The 21,004-nt window shown below is 59.5% G+C and carries 10 protein-coding genes; 4 read left to right on the top strand and 6 right to left on the bottom strand.

Annotated elements, in window-relative coordinates:
* Positions 1 to 20: 20 nt before the first annotated feature.
* On the bottom strand, positions 21 to 3,974 hold the full coding sequence (putA, locus tag VSQ83_RS21975; RefSeq protein ID WP_326427518.1) for a trifunctional transcriptional regulator/proline dehydrogenase/L-glutamate gamma-semialdehyde dehydrogenase: 3,954 nt from the start codon (positions 3,972 to 3,974) through the stop codon (positions 21 to 23).
* A gap of 458 nt (positions 3,975 to 4,432) precedes the next feature.
* Here putA and putP point away from each other — a divergent pair, with 458 nt between their 5' ends.
* Together putP and VSQ83_RS21965 are read left to right on the top strand one after the other, a co-directional pair.
* Positions 4,433 to 5,920 carry a sodium/proline symporter PutP gene (putP, locus tag VSQ83_RS21970; RefSeq protein ID WP_133076701.1) on the top strand — a complete coding sequence of 496 codons (1,488 nt, stop codon included), beginning with the start codon at positions 4,433 to 4,435 and terminating at the stop codon, positions 5,918 to 5,920.
* A 169-nt stretch (positions 5,921 to 6,089) separates the two neighbouring features.
* The gene (locus VSQ83_RS21965) at positions 6,090 to 6,926 is read left to right on the top strand and encodes a 23S rRNA (adenine(2030)-N(6))-methyltransferase RlmJ (protein WP_133076700.1); all 837 of its coding nucleotides are present in this window, start codon (positions 6,090 to 6,092) and stop codon (positions 6,924 to 6,926) included.
* Positions 6,927 to 7,054: 128 nt separating this feature from the next.
* On the opposite strand, the gene msrA is transcribed toward VSQ83_RS21965, so the two are convergent.
* From msrA to aceE, 5 genes are all read right to left on the bottom strand, one after another.
* A complete protein-coding gene (gene msrA / locus VSQ83_RS21960) occupies positions 7,055 to 7,702 on the bottom strand; it encodes a peptide-methionine (S)-S-oxide reductase MsrA (protein ID WP_133076699.1) in 648 nt (215 codons plus the stop codon).
* Positions 7,703 to 7,769: 67 nt separating this feature from the next.
* Positions 7,770 to 10,463: a putative bifunctional diguanylate cyclase/phosphodiesterase gene (locus tag VSQ83_RS21955; protein WP_219262162.1), complete on the bottom strand. Its 2,694-nt coding sequence runs from the start codon at positions 10,461 to 10,463 to the stop codon at positions 7,770 to 7,772.
* A 175-nt stretch (positions 10,464 to 10,638) separates the two neighbouring features.
* Positions 10,639 to 12,024, bottom strand: a complete 1,386-nt coding sequence (locus tag VSQ83_RS21950) for an alkaline phosphatase D family protein (protein ID WP_326427517.1) — start codon at positions 12,022 to 12,024, stop codon at positions 10,639 to 10,641.
* A 269-nt stretch (positions 12,025 to 12,293) separates the two neighbouring features.
* On the bottom strand, positions 12,294 to 13,928 hold the full coding sequence (gene aceF, locus VSQ83_RS21945) for a dihydrolipoyllysine-residue acetyltransferase (RefSeq protein ID WP_326427516.1): 1,635 nt from the start codon (positions 13,926 to 13,928) through the stop codon (positions 12,294 to 12,296).
* Between the two features lie 11 nt (positions 13,929 to 13,939).
* On the bottom strand, positions 13,940 to 16,585 hold the full coding sequence (gene aceE, locus VSQ83_RS21940; protein ID WP_133076695.1) for a pyruvate dehydrogenase (acetyl-transferring), homodimeric type: 2,646 nt from the start codon (positions 16,583 to 16,585) through the stop codon (positions 13,940 to 13,942).
* 383 nt (positions 16,586 to 16,968) lie between these two features.
* On the opposite strand from aceE, the gene glnE reads away from it, so the two are divergent.
* The gene (glnE, locus tag VSQ83_RS21935) at positions 16,969 to 19,911 is read left to right on the top strand and encodes a bifunctional [glutamate--ammonia ligase]-adenylyl-L-tyrosine phosphorylase/[glutamate--ammonia-ligase] adenylyltransferase (protein ID WP_219262159.1); all 2,943 of its coding nucleotides are present in this window, start codon (positions 16,969 to 16,971) and stop codon (positions 19,909 to 19,911) included.
* A gap of 118 nt (positions 19,912 to 20,029) precedes the next feature.
* Positions 20,030 to 20,953: a branched-chain amino acid transaminase gene (locus tag VSQ83_RS21930; RefSeq protein WP_019825360.1), complete on the top strand. Its 924-nt coding sequence runs from the start codon at positions 20,030 to 20,032 to the stop codon at positions 20,951 to 20,953.
* Positions 20,954 to 21,004: the final 51 nt, after the last annotated feature.

Genomic DNA, 21,004 nt, shown 5'->3' with positions numbered 1-21,004 from the left:
TTTATTGCCCGATCAAACCATCAGCCGATGGTCATCAAGCTCGCGTTACCGCCAGCAGCAGCGGTGTTGACGCTCAGTGCGCGCTCGATCACCAGGCGTTCCAGGGCGATGTTGGTTTCGCCTTGGGACAGACCTTGCACGCCAACGATGGCGCCTGCGCGCTGGGCCACTTGCTTGCACACGTCACGCAACTGATCACAGTCACCGTGGTGCAGGACGGCGTCGAAGATCACGTCGTCCTTGGTCCAGTCAGCCACCAGGGTGATGCGTGCCTGCACCTCTTTTGGCAGACGGGCGTACAAGGCTTTGGCCAGTTCGCTTTGCGGCAGTACCGCGGTGCTGCCCACGGCCAGTACGGCAGCCAGTTGGGTCAGCAGGTCGCTTTCCACTTCAGCCAGGCACAACACGTGTTCGCGCGGCAGAATGGCGTAGCTGTTGCGTTCGCCGGTCGGGCCGTTGAGCAGGCGAGTGATGCCGCTTTGCGAGTGCGCAGCGTACTCGGTGCACAGTTCGGCCAGCGCCGGTTGCTGGTTGCTGGTTGCCCAGGTGTGCAGGGCACTGAGCGGTATGCTCAGGGCTTCGCGAGCCTGGGTATCCGGTGCGCTGATGGCATCGACCTTGGCGAACGATTGTTCGATCGCATTGCCCGGGCGGGTCGACAGCAGGCGGTACAGGTACAGCGGGCCACCGGCTTTCGGGCCTGTGCCCGACAAGCCTTCGCCGCCGAACGGTTGCACGCCGACCACGGCACCCACGATGTTGCGGTTGACGTAGACGTTACCGGCGTTGACGTTGTTGACCACTTTGGCAATGGTTTCGTCGATGCGGGTGTGTACGCCCAGCGTCAGGCCGTAACCCGAAGCGTTGATCTGTGCGATCAACTGGTCGATGTCTTTGCGCTTGTAGCGCACCACGTGCAGCACGGGCCCGAAGATCTCGCGTTCCAGTTCGTCGAAGCTTTCCAGTTCAATAAGGGTCGGCATGACGAAGGTGCCGCGCTTGCATTCTTCGATGTCGGCAATGGCCATCTGGTAAACAGTGCGGCCTTTGTCGCGCATGCCCTGGATGTGTTGCTCGATCCCGGCCTTGGCTTCGGCGTCGATCACCGGGCCAATGTCTACGTTCAGGCGTTCAGGATTACCCATGCGCGATTCGGCCATGGCACCTTTGAGCATTTCGATGACGCGGTCTGCCGAGTCTTCCTGCAGGCACAGTACACGCAGGGCTGAGCAACGCTGACCGGCGCTGTCGAAGGCCGAAGACACAACGTCGATAACCACTTGTTCGGTCAGCGCCGAGGAGTCGACGATCATGGCGTTCTGGCCGCCGGTTTCGGCGATCAGCGGGATAGGACGGCCTTGAGCATCCAGGCGGCCTGCCACGTTGCGTTGCAGCAATCGTGCAACTTCGGTGGAGCCGGTGAACATCACGCCTTTGACCCGATCGTCGCCGACCAGGCGTGCGCCAACCGTTTCACCACGGCCCGGCAGCAACTGCAGCACGCCTTGCGGGATGCCTGCTTCGAGCATGATGCGCACGGCCTGGGCGGCCACCAGCGGAGTTTGTTCCGCAGGTTTGGCCAGTACCGGGTTGCCGGCAGCCAGTGCCGCAGCCACCTGGCCGCTGAAGATGGCCAGCGGGAAGTTCCACGGGCTGATGCAGACCACCGGGCCCAGCGGGCGATGGGCATCGTTGGTGAAATCGTTGCGAGCCTGTACCGCGTAGTAACGCAGGAAGTCGACGGCTTCGCGCACTTCGGCGATGGCGTTGGCAAAGGTCTTGCCAGCTTCACGGGCCAGCAGGCCCATCAGTGGCTGGATCTCGCCTTCCATCAGGTCGGCGGCGCGTTCCAGGATCGCAGCGCGTTCGGCGGGCGGGGTGGCCTGCCAGATCGGTGCGGCGCTCAGGGCGCACTGGATAGCGTTGTCGGCGTCTTCAACGGTGGCTTCTTGCACATAGCCCACCACGTCACGCAGGTCAGCCGGGTTGAGTACCGCCGCAGGCGTTTCGCTGCTGGAATCGCAACCGAGCATCGGCGCGGCTTTCCAGTCGTTGTGGGCTGTGGCCAGCAAGGCGCAGGACAACGACGCCAAGCGGTGTTCGTTGGACATGTCGATGCCGCTGGAGTTGGCGCGTTCGCTACCGTACAGGTCACGCGGCAGCGGGATGCGCGGGTGCGGCAAGCCGAAGCCGCCTTCGGCCGTGGCCATCTGCTCGATCTGGCTCACCGGGTCGGCCACCAACTGGTGGATCGCGATCGTGTGGTCGGCGATGCGGTTAACGAACGAGGTGTTCGCACCGTTTTCCAGCAAGCGTCGAACAAGGTAAGCCAGCAGTGTTTCGTGGGTGCCGACTGGAGCGTACACACGGCACGGACGGTTCAGCTTGCCTTCGGAAACTTTGCCTACAACCTGTTCGTAGAGCGGTTCGCCCATGCCGTGCAGGCATTGGAACTCGTACTGGCCCGGGTAGTAGTTCTGACCCGCGATGTGGTAAATCGCCGACAACGTTTGGGCGTTGTGAGTGGCGAACTGCGGGTAGATGGCTTCGGGTACGGCCAGCAGTTTTTTCGCGCAAGCGAGGTAGGACACGTCGGTGTACACCTTGCGGGTGTAGACCGGATAGCCTTCCAGGCCTTCGACCTGGGCGCGCTTGATTTCGCTGTCCCAGTACGCGCCTTTCACCAGGCGGATCATCAGGCGATGACGGCTGCGGCGAGCCAGGTCGATCACGTAGTCGATCACGTAAGGGCAGCGCTTCTGGTAAGCCTGAATCACGAAGCCGATGCCGTTCCAGCCCGCCAGTTGCGGCTCGAAGCACAGGCGCTCCAGCAGGTCGAGGGAGATTTCGAGGCGGTCAGCTTCTTCGGCGTCAATATTGAGGCCGATGTCGTACTTCTTGGCCAGCAAGGTCAGCGACAGCAGGCGCGGGTACAGCTCGTCCATGACGCGCTCGTACTGGGCGCGGCTGTAGCGCGGGTGCAGGGCCGACAGCTTGATCGAAATGCCCGGGCCTTCATAAATGCCACGGCCGTGGGACGCTTTGCCGATCGAGTGGATGGCTTGCTCGTAGGACGCGAGGTACTTCTGGGCGTCATGTTCGGTCAGTGCAGCTTCGCCGAGCATGTCGTAGGAATAACGAAAGCCCTTGGCTTCAAAGCGCGTGGCGTTGGCCAGGGCTTCGGCGATGGTTTCGCCGGTCACAAACTGCTCGCCCATCAGGCGCATGGCCATGTCGACGCCCTTGCGGATCATCGGCTCGCCGCTTTTGCCGATGATGCGGCTCAGGGAGGAGGTCAGGCCTGCTTCGTTGTGGGTCGATACCAGCTTGCCGGTCAGCAGCAGGCCCCAGGTCGCGGCGTTGACGAACAGCGAAGGGCTGTTGCCCAGGTGCGGGTGCCAGTTGCCGGTGCTGATCTTGTCGCGGATCAGGGCGTCACGGGTGCCTTTGTCCGGGATACGCAGCAGCGCTTCGGCCAGGCACATCAGCGCCACGCCTTCCTGGGACGACAGGGAGAATTCTTGCAGCAAGCCTTGGACGATACCGGCGCGGCCACCGGCGCTCTTCTGATTGCGCAGTTTTTCGGCAATCGAGGCGGCCAGGGTCTGGGTGGCTTCGGCCATTGGCGCAGGCAGGCGTGCTTGCTCCAGCAGCATCGGGACCACTTCGGGTTCCGGGCGGCGATAAGCGGAGGTGATCGCGGCACGCAGTACGGACTGGGGCAGGATGCTTTCTGCAAATTCCAGGAAGCACTGATGCGCGTGATCGGCGTGCACGTCGTCGGCGTCATCGCTGGCGCTGCCAGGGATACCGCTCAACTCGGTCAGGGTTGCACCACCCTCGAGTTTTTCCAGGTAATTGAAGATTGCCTGCTTGATCAGCCAGTGAGGCGTGCGATCAATCGAGGTCGCGGCAGCCTTGAGGCGCTCGCGGGTAGGGTCGTCAAGTTTGACCCCAAGGGTGGTGGTAGCCATATTTTTATCCTCATGGGTGCCACATTTGCGTGGCAGCAGCTGGCGGCAAGATTAGCGCTGCGCTGAAAGAGGTGCAACCTAGTGCAACCCGTTTTTTTGCGGATTGTTCTACGCTTCGTCAGGAATTTTTGAGCAAGGCGGGATGGGCGCACTGGTGCGGTGCTTTTTAATTGGATTTGCGCCGTTTTAGCTCCGAAAAGGAGCAAAAACATCGAATTGGGTTGAAAAGACGACAAGGTGCAACTTGTGCGGTAGAAACTGGTTGCACCTTATTTGGTTTGTTGCATAGCATTCGCGCCCAAGGTGCAACCTGCTAAAAGACGGGTTCATCGGCTGATGGGTTTCCTGGGGAAACATCAGTCATAAATGCGCGGCAAGGTTGATCGTCTCAAACAGGACGTTTGTGAGCGTACGGCCAGACCGCCGCTAAACATAAAAACAATGCCAGGGCTTTATCAATGAGTGTTAGTAACCCAACCCTGATCACGTTCGTGATCTATATCGCGGCAATGGTGCTGATTGGCCTCATGGCCTATCGCTCCACCAACAACCTTTCTGACTATATTCTCGGTGGCCGCAGCCTGGGCAGCGTTGTCACTGCATTGTCTGCTGGCGCCTCCGACATGAGCGGCTGGTTGTTGATGGGTTTGCCGGGCGCGATCTACATGTCCGGTCTGTCGGAAAGCTGGATCGCCATCGGCCTGGTGGCCGGTGCTTACCTGAACTGGTTGTTTGTTGCCGGTCGCCTGCGGGTGCAGACCGAGCACAACGGTGATGCGCTGACCCTGCCGGATTACTTCTCCAGCCGTTTTGAAGACCACAGCGGCTTGCTGCGGATTATTTCGGCCATCGTGATTCTGGTGTTCTTCACCATCTACTGCGCTTCCGGCATCGTGGCCGGTGCCCGTCTGTTCGAAAGCACGTTCGGCATGTCTTATGAATCAGCCTTGTGGGCCGGCGCTGCGGCGACCATTGCCTACACCTTTATCGGCGGCTTCCTGGCCGTGAGCTGGACTGACACCGTTCAAGCCACCCTGATGATTTTTGCGCTGATCCTGACGCCCATCATCGTACTGCTGGCCACTGGCGGCGTAGACACGACGTTCCTGGCCATCGAGGCCAACGACCCAAGCAACTTCGACATGCTCAAGGGCACGTCCTTTATCGGCATCATCTCGCTGATGGGCTGGGGCCTGGGTTACTTTGGCCAGCCCCACATCCTGGCGCGTTTCATGGCCGCTGATTCGGTCAAGTCGATTGCCAACGCACGTCGCATCTCCATGACCTGGATGATCCTGTGCCTGGCCGGTACGGTGGCTGTAGGTTTCTTCGGTATCGCTTACTTCTCGGCTCACCCGGAAGTGGCAGGTCCTGTGAACGAAAACCCTGAGCGCGTGTTCATCGAACTGGCCAAGTTGCTGTTCAACCCGTGGATTGCCGGTGTACTGCTGTCGGCCATTCTGGCTGCGGTAATGAGCACCCTGAGCTGCCAGTTGCTGGTGTGCTCCAGCGCACTGACCGAAGACTTCTACAAATCCTTCCTGCGCAAAAACGCCTCCCAGCTTGAGCTGGTATGGGTGGGCCGGATCATGGTGCTGGTGGTTGCCTTGATCGCTATCGCGATGGCTTCCAACCCGGAAAACCGTGTATTGGGTCTGGTGAGCTACGCGTGGGCAGGCTTTGGTGCTGCGTTCGGTCCAGTGGTGCTGATCTCGGTACTGTGGAAAGGCATGACCCGTAATGGCGCATTGGCCGGTATTTTGGTGGGTGCGTTTACCGTGATCGTGTGGAAGCATTTCGCACTGTTCGGCCTGTACGAAATCATCCCGGGCTTCATCCTGGCCAGCCTGGCCATCGTGCTGGTGAGCCTTGCGGGCAAAGGCCCAAGCAAGGGCATGGTTGAGCGCTTCAATGCTGCCGAGAAGGATTTCCAGCAGAACCACTGATCGGGTAAGCGCATGCGCTGACTTGAAGGTGTACTGAAACGGCCCGTCTCCAGGTGAGACGGGCCGTTTTTTTTGCCTGGGCCTTGCTCACCGTATCTCGGAAAATCGGCCTGCCACCTGACGTCAGGTTGTGTACAAGGTAAACTTCGCCCCCTGCGCAGGAGCAACCATGAACTATCGTCACGCCTTCCACGCCGGCAACCATGCCGACGTCTTCAAACATATCGTCTTGACCCGCCTCATCGCCCTGATGTCGCGCAAAGAGCAGCCTTTTGCCTACCTCGATACCCACGCCGGTATTGGTCTGTACGACCTCAAGGGCGATCAGGCCAGCCGTACGGGTGAGTATCTGGAAGGCATCGCACGGTTGTGGGGCCAGAAAGACCTGCCTGCAGTGACTGATGACTACATGCAAGTGCTGCACAAGATGAACCCCGATGGCGAGTTGCGCTATTACCCGGGTTCGCCGGAGTGGGCGCGTCGCCTGACCCGTTCCCAGGATCGCGTGCTGTTGAACGAAAAACACCCCGAAGACGGTGTGTTGCTCAAGGACAACATGAAAGGCGATCGCCGTGTAGCCGTGCATTTGGGCGAAGGCTGGCATGTGCCGCGGGCGCTGCTGCCGGTGGCCGAGAAGCGCGGGCTGATGTTGATCGACCCGCCGTTCGAGAAACTGGACGAGATGAAACGCTGCGCGGAATCGTTGAAAGACGCGATCAGCCGTATGCGTCAGACCGTGGTGGCGATCTGGTATCCGATTAAGGACAAGCGCCAGTTGCGCCGTTTTTATCAGGACCTGGCGGGTTCGGGCGCACCGAAACTGCTGCAGGTCGAATTGTTCGTGCATCCACTGGATACGCCCAACAGCCTCAATGGCTCGGGCTTGGCGATTGCCAATCCGCCTTGGGGTCTGGAAGAAGAACTGCGTGAACTGCTGCCGTGGCTGGCCAAGAAACTGGGGCAAACCCAGGGTGGCTGGCAGATGGAATGGTTGATCGCTGAGTAAGCTGATGTTGTAGTCGCTGACGAGGTACGAGGCTGCGAAAAGGGCCGAAGGACCTCCAGAATGCCGGGGCTGCTTCGCAACCCATCGCAGTCTCGTTCCTCGTCAGCGACTACAGGAGTAGCCTTTGATCAAATCGGGCAGGTCACGCCGGTGCCGCCAATGCCGCAATAGCCTTGCGGGTTTTTCGCCAGGTATTGCTGGTGGTATGCCTCGGCGAAGTAGACCGTAGGCGCCTGCTCTATTTCAGTGGTGATGGTGCCCAGGCCAGCCTTGTCCAGTTCGGCCTGGAACACTTTTTTGCTCTCCAGTGCCTGCTCAAGTTGTTCAGGGGTGGTGCAGTAGATCACCGAGCGGTACTGGGTGCCGATGTCGTTGCCCTGACGCATGCCCTGGGTCGGGTTATGCAGTTCCCAGAACATGGCCAGCAATTGCTTGTAGCTGACGATTTCTGGTTCGTAGACCACCAGCACCACTTCAGTGTGGCCGGTCAGGCCCGAGCAGACTTCTTCGTAAGTCGGGTTTGGAGTGTAGCCGCCCGCATAGCCCACAACGGTGCTGACCACGCCTTCACGTTCCCAGAACTTGCGTTCTGCACCCCAAAAACAGCCCAGGCCAAAAATCGCAAAGTCCACATTCTTCGAAAACGGGCCCAGTAGCGGCTCGCCGGTGACGTAGTGGGTTTCCGGCAGCTGTACGTGGGTGTCGCGGCCCGGCAGGGCTTGTTCTTTAGTAGGGAGCACGTTTTTATTCACCAGGATTTCCGAGCGCAAGACCATGGTTCAAGTCCTCTCAGTCAGAGTGTAGGAAGTCAGGCCGCTAGTGTGCCCGAGTGTTGCCGCGCTGTCAGGCCACGGGGCCACGGGGGTAACGCTTGAGCTTTTCTATCAGTTCGCTGCCGGGGATCGGACGATCGAACAGATAGCCCTGGCCCACATCACAACGATGGCGGCGCAGGAATGCCAACTGTGCAGCGGTTTCAATGCCCTCGGCAACCACTTTGAGCTTGAGGTTGTGGGCCATGGCGATCACGGCGGAGGTGATCTCCATGTCGTTCTGGTTGTCGGGGATGTCTTTGATGAAGCTGCGGTCGATCTTGATGATGTCGATCGGAAATTTCTTCAAGTAGCTGAGCGAAGAGTAGCCGGTGCCGAAATCGTCCATTGCCAGGGTCAGGCCGAGCTTCTTCAGCTGATCGAGTTGCAGGCGGGTGTCGTCGGTGGCCTCCAGCAGCAAGCCTTCGGTCAGTTCCAGCTCCAGCAGTGCGGCCGGGAGCTGTTCTTCCTTGAGGATGCTGGCAATCGAGGCCACCAGGTCCGGGTCGGAAAACTGCTTGGGTGAGACGTTGATCGCCACTTGCAGATTACCCAGCCCGGCCAGGCTCAGTTGCTTGCTCATTCGACAGGACTGGCGGGCGACCCATTTGCCGATGGGAATGATCAGCCCTGTTTCTTCGGCCACGCTGATGAACTGGTCCGGGCGGATCATTCCGTTCTTGGGGTGGTTCCAGCGCAGCAGGGCTTCCATGCCCAGCAATCGCCCGGTGCGAAGGCACAGCTTGGGCTGATAAAACACTTCGAGTTCATTTTGCGTGAGGGCACGGCGCAGGTTGTTTTCGACAAACAGCTTGTAGCTTGCTTCGGCATTCAGGGCTTCAGTGAACACTTGCACCTGATGCTTGCCGCAGGCTTTGGCCTTGTGCAGCGCCAGGCCTGCGTTACGCATCAGGGTTTGCGGGTCGCGGCCGTGCAAGGGGGCACAGGACACACCGACCGAGCCGGTAACGCTGATCAACTGGTTGTCGACGAACATCGGCTTGTCGAGGGTCATCAGCAGTTGGCTGGCAATCTGCTGGCCTGTCACCAGGTCTGTGTCGTCCAGCAGTACCGCGAATTCATTACTGGCAAAGCGCGCCAGACCGTCGCTGGGGCTCAGGCTGTTGCGCAGGCGGCGGGCCAGGCTGATCAGCAGCTTGTCACCGGTCTGGTGGCCGAGGCTGTCGTTGATGCGTTTGAAGTTGTCGATGTCCACCAGTAACAGGCAAACCTGTGTGCTGCTGTTGCGGGCGAAACGCTCGTCGAGGCTGCGGATAAAAGCCGGGCGATTGCCCAGATTGGTCAGGTTGTCGGTGTAAGCGAGGCGCTCGATACGCTGCTGCGCCAGCTTGGCGTCGGTGATGTCTTCGTAAATACCGATGTAGTGGGTCAGTTCCCGGTTGTCGTCATAGACCTTGGAGATCGACATCTGGCCCCAGTAGGGCTCCAGGTTTTTACGCCGACTTTTGAACTCACCCTGCCAGCTGTTGCCATTGCTCAGGCTTGAATGGGCATCGAAGAGTAACTCGCTGAGGTTTTCCAGCGCGGGTAGCTCGGACAGCTTGTGGCCCTGGACTTCCTCGGTGCTGTACTGGGTGATGGCGGTAAAGCTGGGGTTTGCGTATTCCACCACGCCGTCGCAGTTGACCAGCAAAAAGGCGTTGGCACTTTGCTCGACCGCACGCTGGAACAAGCGCAGGGCGTTGGTGGCGGTCCGTCGATTGTGGTTGTTGATGACCTGGGCAAACTGGTCGGCCAGTTCGCCGGCAAAGGCGATCTCATCCGCCTGCCAGATGCGTGTTTTGCCGATTTGTTCCAGGCACAGGACGCCGACGACCTGCCCATCGATGCGTATGCCTGCATCGAGCATGGCACTGGCTTCGCATCGCCCCAGGCTTTCCACCAGCTTGCGGGTACGCGGGTCGCGGCTGGCATTCTGGGCGTCGATCGAGCGGCTGGTGTGCAAGGCTTCGAGGTAGTCGGGGAAGAGGCTGGCGTCGAAGATATCTTGTGCGATGTGGGCCTGGGTCTCGTGCTGGAAAGCTGAAACCGGCACCAACTGGCTGCCTTCGAGGTTCCACAGGCTGGCCCCGTCGATTTGATAAATGTCGCAGGCACTGCGTGTGATCAGTTCGGCGGCTTCTTGCAGCGAGTTGTGCTGGCTGTACCGGTGGCGAGCCAGACGCAGAATTAAATCCTGCTGGGCGCGTACGCGCTCCAGGTGCTGGAGCTGATCGTGTTGGGCGCGCTGATTGAGTGCCAGTGCGATCTGCAGGCGACTGTTTTGGGTCTCAAGCTCGGCCACAGGCGCCGGCAACGGGCTGGCAGCGCTGTCTTCGACCGCGAGCAGGTAGCCGCGCAAGAAGTGACGGTTGTGCTGCTTGTACGCTTCGCCCAGCTCCATCAGGTTCAGTGGGCCGAGAGCGGTGTGCAAGGTGTAATGCACCACGTAGTGGTGGCTGGTTCTGAGCTGGTACTCAATGGCATCGTGCAGCCGATAGCGGGCCTGGGGCTCCATCAAGCTGGCATAGGGCGAGCCAACCAGCGCGCACAGCTCTGCCGCGGGTACACCGAATTGGCGTTCGCAGTGAGGGTCGAGGTAGAACATGGCCCAGCTGGCTTCGTTCAGCCGTTCGAAACGCAGCATGCCAAGTCTGGAAGGCACGGGGAGCTGGGTTACGACCTCGGCTGCCATCCGCGGGGCAGCATCGGGTTGGCTTTTCATTGGGGCACTCGCTTCACAAATGCGGATTGCGCACGGGCTGTCACCCTGTTTCTGTGGTTTGCGGCAAGGTTGCATCATGCTCACGGCGCTGACAAGTGAACATAAAGGCTAAGTGCTATAGGGGCTTATCGGCCGGCCAACGGATTTCTGCAGGCCGACCCACAAGGTTTAGCACTTATGTCAGCGTAATGGTCGCTGACTCGATGATTTGGCCATTGTTATTGTGAAAATCGACCTTGAGCTTCTGGTCTTCAATGGTCAGGCAGGCGAAGTTGTCCTCGCTCACCACTCGGCTGGTGAGTGTGAGCGAGTAAGTGCCTGTACCGATCGTCGTCAGGGGGCCGTTGACGATCAGGTCACTGGCTTTGGCATACGGCAGCAGCTTGGTATTGCACAAGGGTGAAGACACGATGCTGTGTACAACAAACCCCGGGCTTTTGCTGTGGCGCAGTTGGCAAGTCAGAGAGCCATGAATGTCACCGGAGACGAACACCACGTTTTTGATGGCGTTGGAGCGAATGGTTTCAAGTATCCGGTTGCGCTGCGCCGCGAATGCCTTCCAGCCGTCATCGCCGCGCTGTTGATCGGGCATGAACATGACGCTGCTGACGATGACCTTCACCTTGGCCGTGCTGTTGATCAGCCATTTCATCAGTGCGTATTCCTGCTGGGTGCCAATCATGCTTTTGGCATTGCCGGACAGGGTGCGTTCAGTGCGGCAGTCCATGACAAACCAGTCGATATCGCCGTCGCCAAATGAGTACCAGTAGTGCTTCAGATCGCGGTTGATGCGTCCATCGGGCCGCAGTTCGTGTGCGGGACCGTGGCTGCATTGATAGATCTCATAAGCCGTCATGGCGTTGTTGTAGAGCTTTCGATCAGTACTGTTCTGATTGGCTGGCCAGTTATCCTCGATTTCGTGGTCGTCGAGCATCATGTAGGTCGGCGTGCCCGACATCAGGTTGCGGATATGGGGTTGTGAAAACGCCGCCTGGTATTTTTTGCTGATGGCAGCGAATTCTCGGTCTGGCAACAGGACATTCAGGTCGTCGACATACACCTGGTCGCCGGTCATCACGACGGCATCGAGGGGCCGCTGCTGGTTCAGCGAGCCAATGGCACTGAAGATTCTGTCCCCCAGTTCGGGGGCCGAAGGTATGCCTGCCGTCAGCCTGAGGTAGCGGCACGAGCCTGTGACATAGCGACGTATACGGTTGGGTTGGTTGGACGTGGTCTTGAAAGTGTAAAGGTGTGGCGGCCACTTGAGCGGGATCTGCTTGACGGTTTCGGGTGTGTGGTCATGGCGCTCGGTGGAGAACCAGCCTGCCTGGTATTCGTAGCGGGTGTCGGCGCTCAGCCCGCTCAGGACCAGGGTGTCGGACATGTCGAACTCAGTGCTCAGCCTTGAGTACACGCCTGCTGACCACTGGCTTTGACCGACCTTTCGATGCCGGATGCCCGCGAATACAGCGTTTTTTTTATCGGATGCGCCGCGTACAAAAATACGGGCGTGTTGTGCAGTGGTAAATCCCAGAATCGGGCCTACGGTAGGTCTGTTCACATCGAAATCCTTTCTGATGTAAGGCGCTATTTGTCGCGCGGTTAAAGTCCTTTGGTTAACCGTAGGAGTCGCAGGGGGAAGCTACCCACTCCTGGATTCTGCGTGGGTTGTAGTGCGGCGCTGGTGCGAGTGGTGGGAGATTGTGTGTATGGGAATGGCTGAATCGCAGGCAAAAAAAGCCCCGCCAAATGGCGGGGTTGAGGTACGAGCGTGGCGCTCGGAAAACAGTGCGCTACCCCGGCCTTCGGTGAGGAAGGCCGGGGCGGGGCTTACAGCAGGATCGTGCGGATGTCGCCCAGCAACTGGCTCAGACGCTGGGTGAAACGTGCAGCAGCAGCGCCGTTGATCACACGGTGATCGTAGGACAGCGACAGTGGCAGCATCAGCTTCGGCTGGAAGGCTTTGCCGTCCCAGACAGGCTGGATGGTTGCCTTGGAAACGCCGAGGATCGCCACTTCCGGTGCGTTGACGATCGGCGTGAAGCCGGTGCCGCCAATGTGACCGAGGCTGGAAATGGTGAAGCACGCGCCTTGCATGTCGTCTGCGGTGAGCTTCTTGTCGCGGGCCTTGGCAGCCAGCGCAGCCGCTTCAGCAGCCAGTTGCAGCAGGCTCTTCTGATCAACGTTCTTGATCACAGGGACCAGCAGGCCATCCGGGGTGTCAACGGCGAAGCCGATGTTGACGTACTTCTTGCGGATGATCGCTTTGCCGCTTGGCGCCAGCGAGCTGTTGAAGTCCGGCATTTCCTTGAGCAGGTGCGCGCAGGACTTGAGCAGCAGAGGCAGTACGGTCAGTTTCACACCGGCTTTTTCTGCGACGGCTTTTTGCGCAACGCGGAAGGCTTCCAGCTCGGTGATGTCAGCCTGGTCGAACTGAGTCACGTGCGGGATGTTCAGCCAGCTGCGGTGCAGGCTCGACGCGCCGATTTGCATCAGGCGAGTCATGGCCACTTCTTCAACTTCGCCGAAGCGGCTGAAGTCCACAACCGGGATTGGCGGAATACCGGCACCGCCGGTAGCGCCTGCAGCCGGAGCTTCCTTGGCCTTCTGCATCATGGTTTTGACGTAAGCCTGCACGTCTTCCTTGATCACACGGCCGTGTGGGCCGGTTGGGCTGACCGCGCTCAGCTCGACGCCGAATTCGCGGGCCAGTTGACGCACGGCCGGGCCGGCGTGAACTTTGGCACCCTTTGGCGCAGGCGCGGCGGCCGGGGCAGGTGCTGCCTCGGCTTTGGCGGCCGGTGCCGGGGCAGCAGCAGGCGCTTCAGCTTTTGCCGCAGCAGGAGCAGCAGCCTGGGCTGGAGCGGCTGGCGCAGCAGCGCCGGCAACCTTGAGCTTGAGGATGAAATCGCCAGTGCCGACTTCGTCATCCAGCTTGACCGAAATGCTCTCAACCACACCGGCGGCTGGCGATGGAATTTCCATGCTGGCCTTGTCGGATTCGAGGGTGATCAACGATTGATCAGCCTCAACGGTATCGCCGGCCTTGACCAGGACTTCGATGATTTTGGCCTTGCCCGACGAGCCGATATCCGGGACGTGGATGTCCTGGATGGTGGCAGCGGCAGGTGCAGCCGGGGCCGCAGGGGCCTCGGCAGCAGGGGCAGCAGCAGGTTGTTCGGCTGCGGCCGGAGCCGCTGCAGGGGCTGCAGCTTCAGGCGCCGCAGCGGCGCCCTCGACTTCCAGTTCCAGCAATTCGTCGCCTTCTTTCAAGCGGTCGCCCAGCTTGATCTTCAGGCTTTTGACGATACCGGCTTTAGGAGCAGGGATTTCCATGCTCGCCTTGTCCGATTCCAGCGTCAGGATGCTCTGATCGGCTTCGATACGGTCGCCGACTTTTACAAACAGCTCGATGACTTCACCGTCGCCGCTGCCGATGTCAGGTACTCGAATGAGTTCGCTCACAAATATTCTCCTCAGCAGTCCAGTGGGTTGCGTTTTTCCGGGTTGATGCCGAACTTGACGATGGCTTCTGCAACCACCTTGGGTTCGATATCGCCACGGTCAGCCAGTGCTTCCAGGGCTGCCAACACCACGAAGTGACGGTCTACTTCAAAGAAGTGACGCAGTTTTTTGCGGCTGTCGCTGCGGCCGAAACCGTCAGTGCCCAGCACTTTGAATTCCTTGACCGGTACCCACTGGCGAATCTGTTCAGCGAACAGCTTCATGTAGTCGGTAGAGGCAATGACCGGACCTTTACGGCCAGTCAGGCACTCTTCAACGTAGCTCAGCTTAGGCTTCTGGCCCGGGTGCAGACGGTTGCTGCGTTCAACGGCCAGGCCGTCGCGACGCAGTTCGTTGAAGCTGGTAACGCTCCATACGTCAGCACCGATGTTGAACTGTTCACGCAGGATGATCGCCGCTTCACGGACTTCACGCAGGATGGTGCCGGAGCCCATCAGCTGAACGTGGTGCGCCGCTTCCTTGGTGTCTTCCTCGAGCAGGTACATGCCCTTGACGATGCCTTCCTCGACACCGGCCGGCATGGCTGGCTGCTGGTAAGACTCGTTCATCACGGTGATGTAGTAGAAGACGTCCTGTTGCTCTTCGGTCATCTTCTTCATGCCGTCCTGAATGATCACCGCCAGCTCATAGCCGTAGGTTGGATCAAAGGTGCGGCAGTTCGGGATGGTACCGGCCAGGATGTGGCTGTGACCGTCTTCGTGCTGCAGGCCTTCACCGTTGAGCGTGGTGCGCCCGGCGGTGCCGCCGATCAGGAAGCCACGGGTGCGGCTGTCGCCAGCGGCCCAGGCCAGGTCGCCAATACGCTGGAAGCCGAACATCGAGTAGAAGATGTAGAACGGCAGCATTGGCTGGTTGTGGTTGGAGTACGAAGTGCCGGCGGCGATGAAGGAGCTCATGGCGCCTGCTTCGTTGATGCCTTCTTCGAGGATCTGACCTTTTTTGTCTTCGCGGTAGAACATCACCTGGTCTTTATCGACTGGCTCGTAGAGCTGGCCGACGGACGAGTAGATGCCCAACTGGCGGAACATGCCTTCCATACCGAAGGTACGGGCTTCGTCCGGGATGATCGGAACGATGCGCTGACCGATTTCCTTGTCCTTGACCAGCTGCGCCAGGATGCGCACGAAAGCCATGGTGGTGGAAATTTCACGGTCGCCGGAGCCGTCAAGGATGGCCTTGAGGGTGTCCAGTGGCGGGGTCGGAATGCTGGTGCTCAGAGCACGACGCTGAGGAACGAAACCGCCCAGTGCAGTGCGGCGCTCGCTCAGGTAGCGGGCTTCAGCGCTGCCTGCTTCAGGTTTGAAGAATGGCAGGTTTTCGATTTCGTCGTCTTTGACCGGGATGTCGAAACGGTCACGGAACAACTTCAGGCTTTCAACATCAACTTTCTTGGTGTTGTGCGCCGTGTTTTTCGCTTCGCCAGCGCCGGTGCCATAACCCTTGATGGTCTTGGCCAGGATGACGGTTGGCTGGTTCTTGTGGTTGACCGCTTCGTGGTACGCCGCGTAGACCTTGTACGGGTCGTGGCCACCACGGTTGAGTTTCCAGATCTCGTCGTCGGACAGATCAGCAACCATCGCCTTGAGTTCTGGCGTGTTGAAGAAGTGTTCACGTACGAACGCGCCGTCTTTGGCTTTGTAGTTCTGGTACTCGCCGTCGATGACTTCGTCCATGCGACGTTGCAGGATACCGTCGACGTCCTTGGCCAGCAGTGGGTCCCAGAAACGGCCCCAGATGACTTTGGTCACGTTCCACTGAGCACCGCGGAATACGCCTTCGAGTTCCTGGATGATCTTTCCGTTGCCGCGAACCGGGCCATCAAGGCGCTGCAGGTTGCAGTTGATAACGAAGATCAGGTTGTCCAGGTTTTCACGGCCGGCCAGGGAGATCGCGCCCAGGGATTCTGGTTCGTCGCACTCGCCGTCGCCCAGGAAACACCAGACTTTTTGCTTGCCTGCCGGGATGTAGCCGCGGGCTTCCAGGTACTTCATGAAGCGAGCCTGGTAGATCGCCTGGATCGGGCCAAGGCCCATCGATACAGTCGGGAACTGCCAGAAATCAGGCATCAGCCAAGGGTGCGGGTAGGACGACAGGCCCTGACCGTCTACTTCCTGGCGGAAGTTGTTCATTTGTTCTTCGGTGATCCGGCCTTCCATGAACGCACGGGCGTAAACGCCTGGCGAGGTGTGACCCTGGAAGTAGATCAGGTCGCCGCCGTGTTCGTCGGTCGGGGCCTGGAAGAAGTAGTTGAAGCCGATGTCATACAGGGTTGCGCTGGAAGCGAAGCTGGAGATATGACCGCCCAGGTCAGAATCTTTCAAGTTCGTGCGCATCACCATGGCCATGGCGTTCCAGCGAACCAGCGAGCGAATGCGGCGTTCCATGAACAGGTCGCCAGGCATGCGTGCTTCGTGGGTTACAGGAATCGTGTTGCGGTAAGGCGTGGTGATGGCATACGGCAGCTGCGAACCGGTGCGGGTAGCGAGCTCACCCATACGGGTCATCAGGTAGTGAGCGCGGTCTTCGCCTTCTTTGTCGAGAACCGATTCCAGGGCGTCCAGCCATTCCTGGGTTTCGACGGGATCGAGGTCTTGCATGGCTTGCTCCAGGGCGGATAGGCTTCCAGAATCGGTTGCCTGAGTTTGCGACTGGCCTTGTGGGCAGACGACATAAATTCTTGGATGGCCGGAGGTTGATTCCAGCGGCGTGTAGTTTTACTACAAATCGTCGGCCATTTCAGCCTTTCGAGTGTGTGGCTCAGTAGTAAAACTACAGGATTGGTCCTGATAGCCATCAGTTTGGTTGTGCGAAAAATCGATATTGTTGGTGTGTTTCTCGTCATTCAGCCTTATGTGCGCAGGCTGGATGCTAAACAATATGCGCTTACAGCTATTTATAACCTTTGTTCGACAGTCGGATTAAACCGCTGTTTCTTCCTGTCACCGTACTCGGCAACACCATCGCCGATCAAGGATAGACCATGAGCCTTCCGTCGCTTGCACCCATTCCAGGTCTTTTACAGCCATTGGCCAGTCGCGCCGAGCAATCCTGGCGCACGGCGGTCGCCGGGCTTGAGGGCGAACAGGGGCTCGATGACTGGTCGGCGCAGCGCTGGTTGGCATTTAACCGGGTCAGTGCCGCGAGTGACTTCTTTATAGAACAGTCATTACGTGACCCTTTGATGTTGCTTGAGCTTGCGGGCTCAGGCGAACTGGACCGCAGCTTTGCCCCCGGCGAGTTGTGTGCCCAGATCAGCGTTGCGGCGCAGGCTGCACCCACCGATGACGAGCTGGGCCGTGCACTGCGCCGCCAGCGTACCCGTCAACAGATCCGGATTATCTGGCGTGACATCAACCGCCAGGCCGACTTGATTGAAACCTGCCGCGACCTGTCGGACATGGCCGATGCCAGTATCGATCAGGCTTATCGCTGGTTGTACCAACGTCATTGCCAGCAGTTCGGCACGCCCACCGGGCATCGCAGTGGCGAGCCGCAGCAGATGGTGATTCTGGGGATGGGCAAGCTGGGTGCCGTAGAGCTGAACCTGTCTTCGGACATTGACCTGATTTTCGCCTACCCCGAAGGCGGCGAAACAGTGGGCGCGAAGCGCCCGCTGGACAATCAGGAGTTCTTTATCCGTCTGGGGCAGCGCCTGATCAAGGCCCTGGACCCGATGACCGTCGACGGTTTTGTGTTTCGCGTCGATATGCGTTTGCGCCCGTACGGCTCGTCCGGCTCATTGGTGCTGAGCTTCAATGCGCTGGAGCAGTACTACCAGGATCAAGGCCGCGACTGGGAACGCTACGCCATGATCAAGGCCCGGGTCGTGGCCGGTGATCAGGCGATGGGTGCGCAGCTGCTCAGTTTGCTTCGCCCGTTCGTGTACCGACGCTACCTCGATTTTTCGGCGATTGAAGCGCTGCGCACCATGAAACAGCTGATCCAGCAGGAGGTGCGGCGCAAAGGCATGGCCGACAACATCAAGCTGGGGGCGGGCGGGATTCGTGAAGTCGAGTTTATCGCCCAGGCATTCCAGCTGATCCACGGCGGCCGTGACCTCAGCCTGCAGCAACGCCCGCTGCTTAAAGTGCTGACGACCCTGGAAGGCCAGGGGTATTTGCCGGGCGAAGTGGTTAATGAACTGCGCGAAGGCTATGAGTTCTTGCGCTACACCGAGCACGCGATCCAGGCCATAGCAGACCGCCAGACCCAAATGCTTCCCGACACCGGGCAGGATCAGGCGCGCATTGCATTTATTATGGGGTTTGACACCTGGGCGGCATTCCACGAGCAATTAATGGCGTGGCGCGGTCGCATCGACTGGCATTTCCGTCAGGTCATTGCTGACCCTGATGAGGAAGAAGTCATCGATGAAGGTGAACTGATCGTAGGCGGAGAGTGGTTGCCGTTGTGGGAGGAGGTCCAGGACGACGCCGCTGCCTGTGTCCAGCTGGAAGAGGCCGGGTTTGTTGATGCTCCCAAAGCCTTGAAGCAACTGGCGGCCCTGCGTTCCAGTCCGCAATTGCGTGCCATGCAGCGTTTGGGGCGCGAGCGCCTGGATGCGTTTATCCCGCGTTTGCTGGCCCAGGCCGTAGAGCACGCCAACCCCGATCTGGTACTGGAGAGGGTGTTGCCGCTGGTCGAGGCGGTGGCCCGACGTTCGGCTTATCTAGTGCTGTTGACCGAAAACCCCGACGCATTGCGGCGTTTATTGACGCTGTGCGCGGCGAGCCCGTGGATCGCCGAACAAATCACCCGCTTCCCGTTGTTGCTCGATGAGCTGCTCAACGAGCGTCGACTGTTCAAGCCGCCCCTGGCGCCAGAGCTGGCGGCCGAGTTGCGTGAGCGCCTGACACGTATCCCCGAGGACGATCTTGAGCAGCAGATGGAGGCCTTGCGTAACTTCAAGCTGGCCCACCGCCTGCGGGTTGCTGCCTCGGAAATCGCGGGCAGCCTGCCTTTAATGAAAGTCAGCGATTACCTGACCTGGCTGGCCGAGGCGATTCTGGAGCAAGTGCTGGCGCTGGCCTGGCGCCAGACGGTGGCCAAGTACGGAACGCCCCAGCGCACGGACGGCAGCTTGTGCGACCCCGGCTTTATTATTGTTGGCTACGGCAAGGTGGGCGGAATCGAGCTGGGACACGGCTCGGATCTGGACCTGGTGTTTATCCACGACGGTGACCCGAATGCCGAAACCGATGGCGCCAAGCCGATTGATGGCGCGCAGTTTTTCACCCGGTTGGGTCAGCGCATCATTCACTTGCTGACGGCCCAGACCAACTCCGGGCAGCTGTATGACGTCGACATGCGCCTGCGTCCCTCAGGCGCATCGGGATTGCTGGTCAGTTCCCTTGGCGCCTTTGAGCGCTACCAGGAAAGCGAGGCCTGGACCTGGGAGCACCAGGCGCTGGTGCGGGCGCGGGTGCTGGTGGGCTGCAAACAAGTGGGCAGTGCGTTCGAAAAAGTACGTGCCAGCGTGCTGGGGCGTGAGCGCGACCTGCCTGTCCTGCGCCAGGAGGTCAGCGAGATGCGGGCCAAAATGCGTGGCAATCTTGGTACCCGGATAACGGCTGCCGGAACGGCTGAAAACGCCTTCGAGGCCACGGTGCCGTTCGACCTCAAGCAAGATGCCGGAGGTATCGTCGATATTGAATTTATGGTGCAATACGCGGCCCTGGCGTGGTCCAGGGAACATCCGGCGTTACTGCGCTACACCGATAACATCCGCATTCTGGAAGGGCTGGAGCAGGTCGGGCTGATGCCCGCCACTGATGCCAACCTGTTGCGCGAGGCTTACAAGGCCTTTCGCACCGTCGCCCACCGTCAAGCCTTGCAAAAGGAGGCCGGCGTGGTCACGGGGGATCAACTTGTAGTCGAACGTCAACACGTGCGACGCATATGGTCCGAGCTGGGATTGAGCTAGTTCGCTGGCTTAAGTACAGAGTTAAAGCTGTAAGAACGTATCCGGCGGGTCCATAAGGCCCGTCCAATTTGCCTGACGCCTCGTGGCGCGGGTGCTGGATTCTTTGAGGAGCGTAATGATGTCGATGGCTGATCGTGATGGTGTGATCTGGTATGACGGCAAGCTGGTGCCGTGGCGTGATGCTACGACGCACGTGCTGACCCATACATTGCACTACGGCATGGGCGTGTTTGAAGGTGTACGCGCTTACGAAACCCCGCAGGGCGCGGCGATTTTCCGCTTGCAGGCGCACACTGACCGCCTGTTCGATTCGGCCCACATCATGGGCATGAAGATCCCGTTCAGCAAAGACGAAATCAACGAAGCGACCCGCATTGCGGTGCGTGAAAACAACCTCGACAGCGCCTACATCCGCCCGATGGTGTTCTACGGATCCGAAGCCATGGGCCTGCGCGCCACTGGCCTCAAAGTCCACGTGATCATCGCGCCGTGGAGCTGGGGTGCCTACATGGGTGCCGAAGCGCTGGAAGTCGGGATCAAGGTGCGCACCAGCTCCTTTACCCGTCACCACGTGAACATTTCCATGACCCGGGCCAAGGCCAACGGTCACTACATCAACTCGATGCTGGCCCTGCAGGAAGCGATTTCCGGCGGTGCCGACGAAGCGCTGTTGCTGGATCCGGAAGGCTTCGTGGCCGAAGGCTCGGGCGAGAACGTGTTCCTGGTCAAGGATGGCGTGATTTACACCCCGGACGTGACGGCTTGCCTGAACGGCATCACCCGCAGCACGATCCTGACCCTGGCCACCGAGCTGGGTTACAAGTTTGTTGAAAAACGCATTACCCGCGACGAGGTGTATATCGCCGACGAAGCGTTCTTCACCGGCACTGCCGCTGAAGTGACGCCGATTCGCGAAGTCGACGGGCGTCATATCGGTATCGGCCGCCGTGGCCCGATCACCGAAAAACTGCAAAAAGCCTATTTCGACCTGGTGACCGGCAAGACAACGGATCACCCAGAGTGGCGTACACTGGTCAAATAAAGCGATATGGCACTACAGCAGGGAGGCGAATGCCTCCCTTGCTTGTTTATG

The organism is Pseudomonas sp. DSV-1, from assembly GCF_035830915.1.
Classification (GTDB): domain Bacteria; phylum Pseudomonadota; class Gammaproteobacteria; order Pseudomonadales; family Pseudomonadaceae; genus Aquipseudomonas.
This window is presented reverse-complemented; position numbering and strand designations above follow the sequence as displayed.

Coding starts and splice junctions, on each gene's coding strand:
- putA (WP_326427518.1), bottom strand. CDS start 3,974: ATGGCTACCACCACCCTTGGGGTCAAACTTGACGACCCTACCCGCGAG.
- msrA (WP_133076699.1), bottom strand. CDS start 7,702: ATGGTCTTGCGCTCGGAAATCCTGGTGAATAAAAACGTGCTCCCTACT.
- VSQ83_RS21955 (WP_219262162.1), bottom strand. CDS start 10,463: ATGAAAAGCCAACCCGATGCTGCCCCGCGGATGGCAGCCGAGGTCGTA.
- VSQ83_RS21965 (WP_133076700.1), top strand. CDS start 6,090: ATGAACTATCGTCACGCCTTCCACGCCGGCAACCATGCCGACGTCTTC.
- VSQ83_RS21930 (WP_019825360.1), top strand. CDS start 20,030: ATGTCGATGGCTGATCGTGATGGTGTGATCTGGTATGACGGCAAGCTG.
- glnE (WP_219262159.1), top strand. CDS start 16,969: ATGAGCCTTCCGTCGCTTGCACCCATTCCAGGTCTTTTACAGCCATTG.
- putP (WP_133076701.1), top strand. CDS start 4,433: ATGAGTGTTAGTAACCCAACCCTGATCACGTTCGTGATCTATATCGCG.
- aceE (WP_133076695.1), bottom strand. CDS start 16,585: ATGCAAGACCTCGATCCCGTCGAAACCCAGGAATGGCTGGACGCCCTG.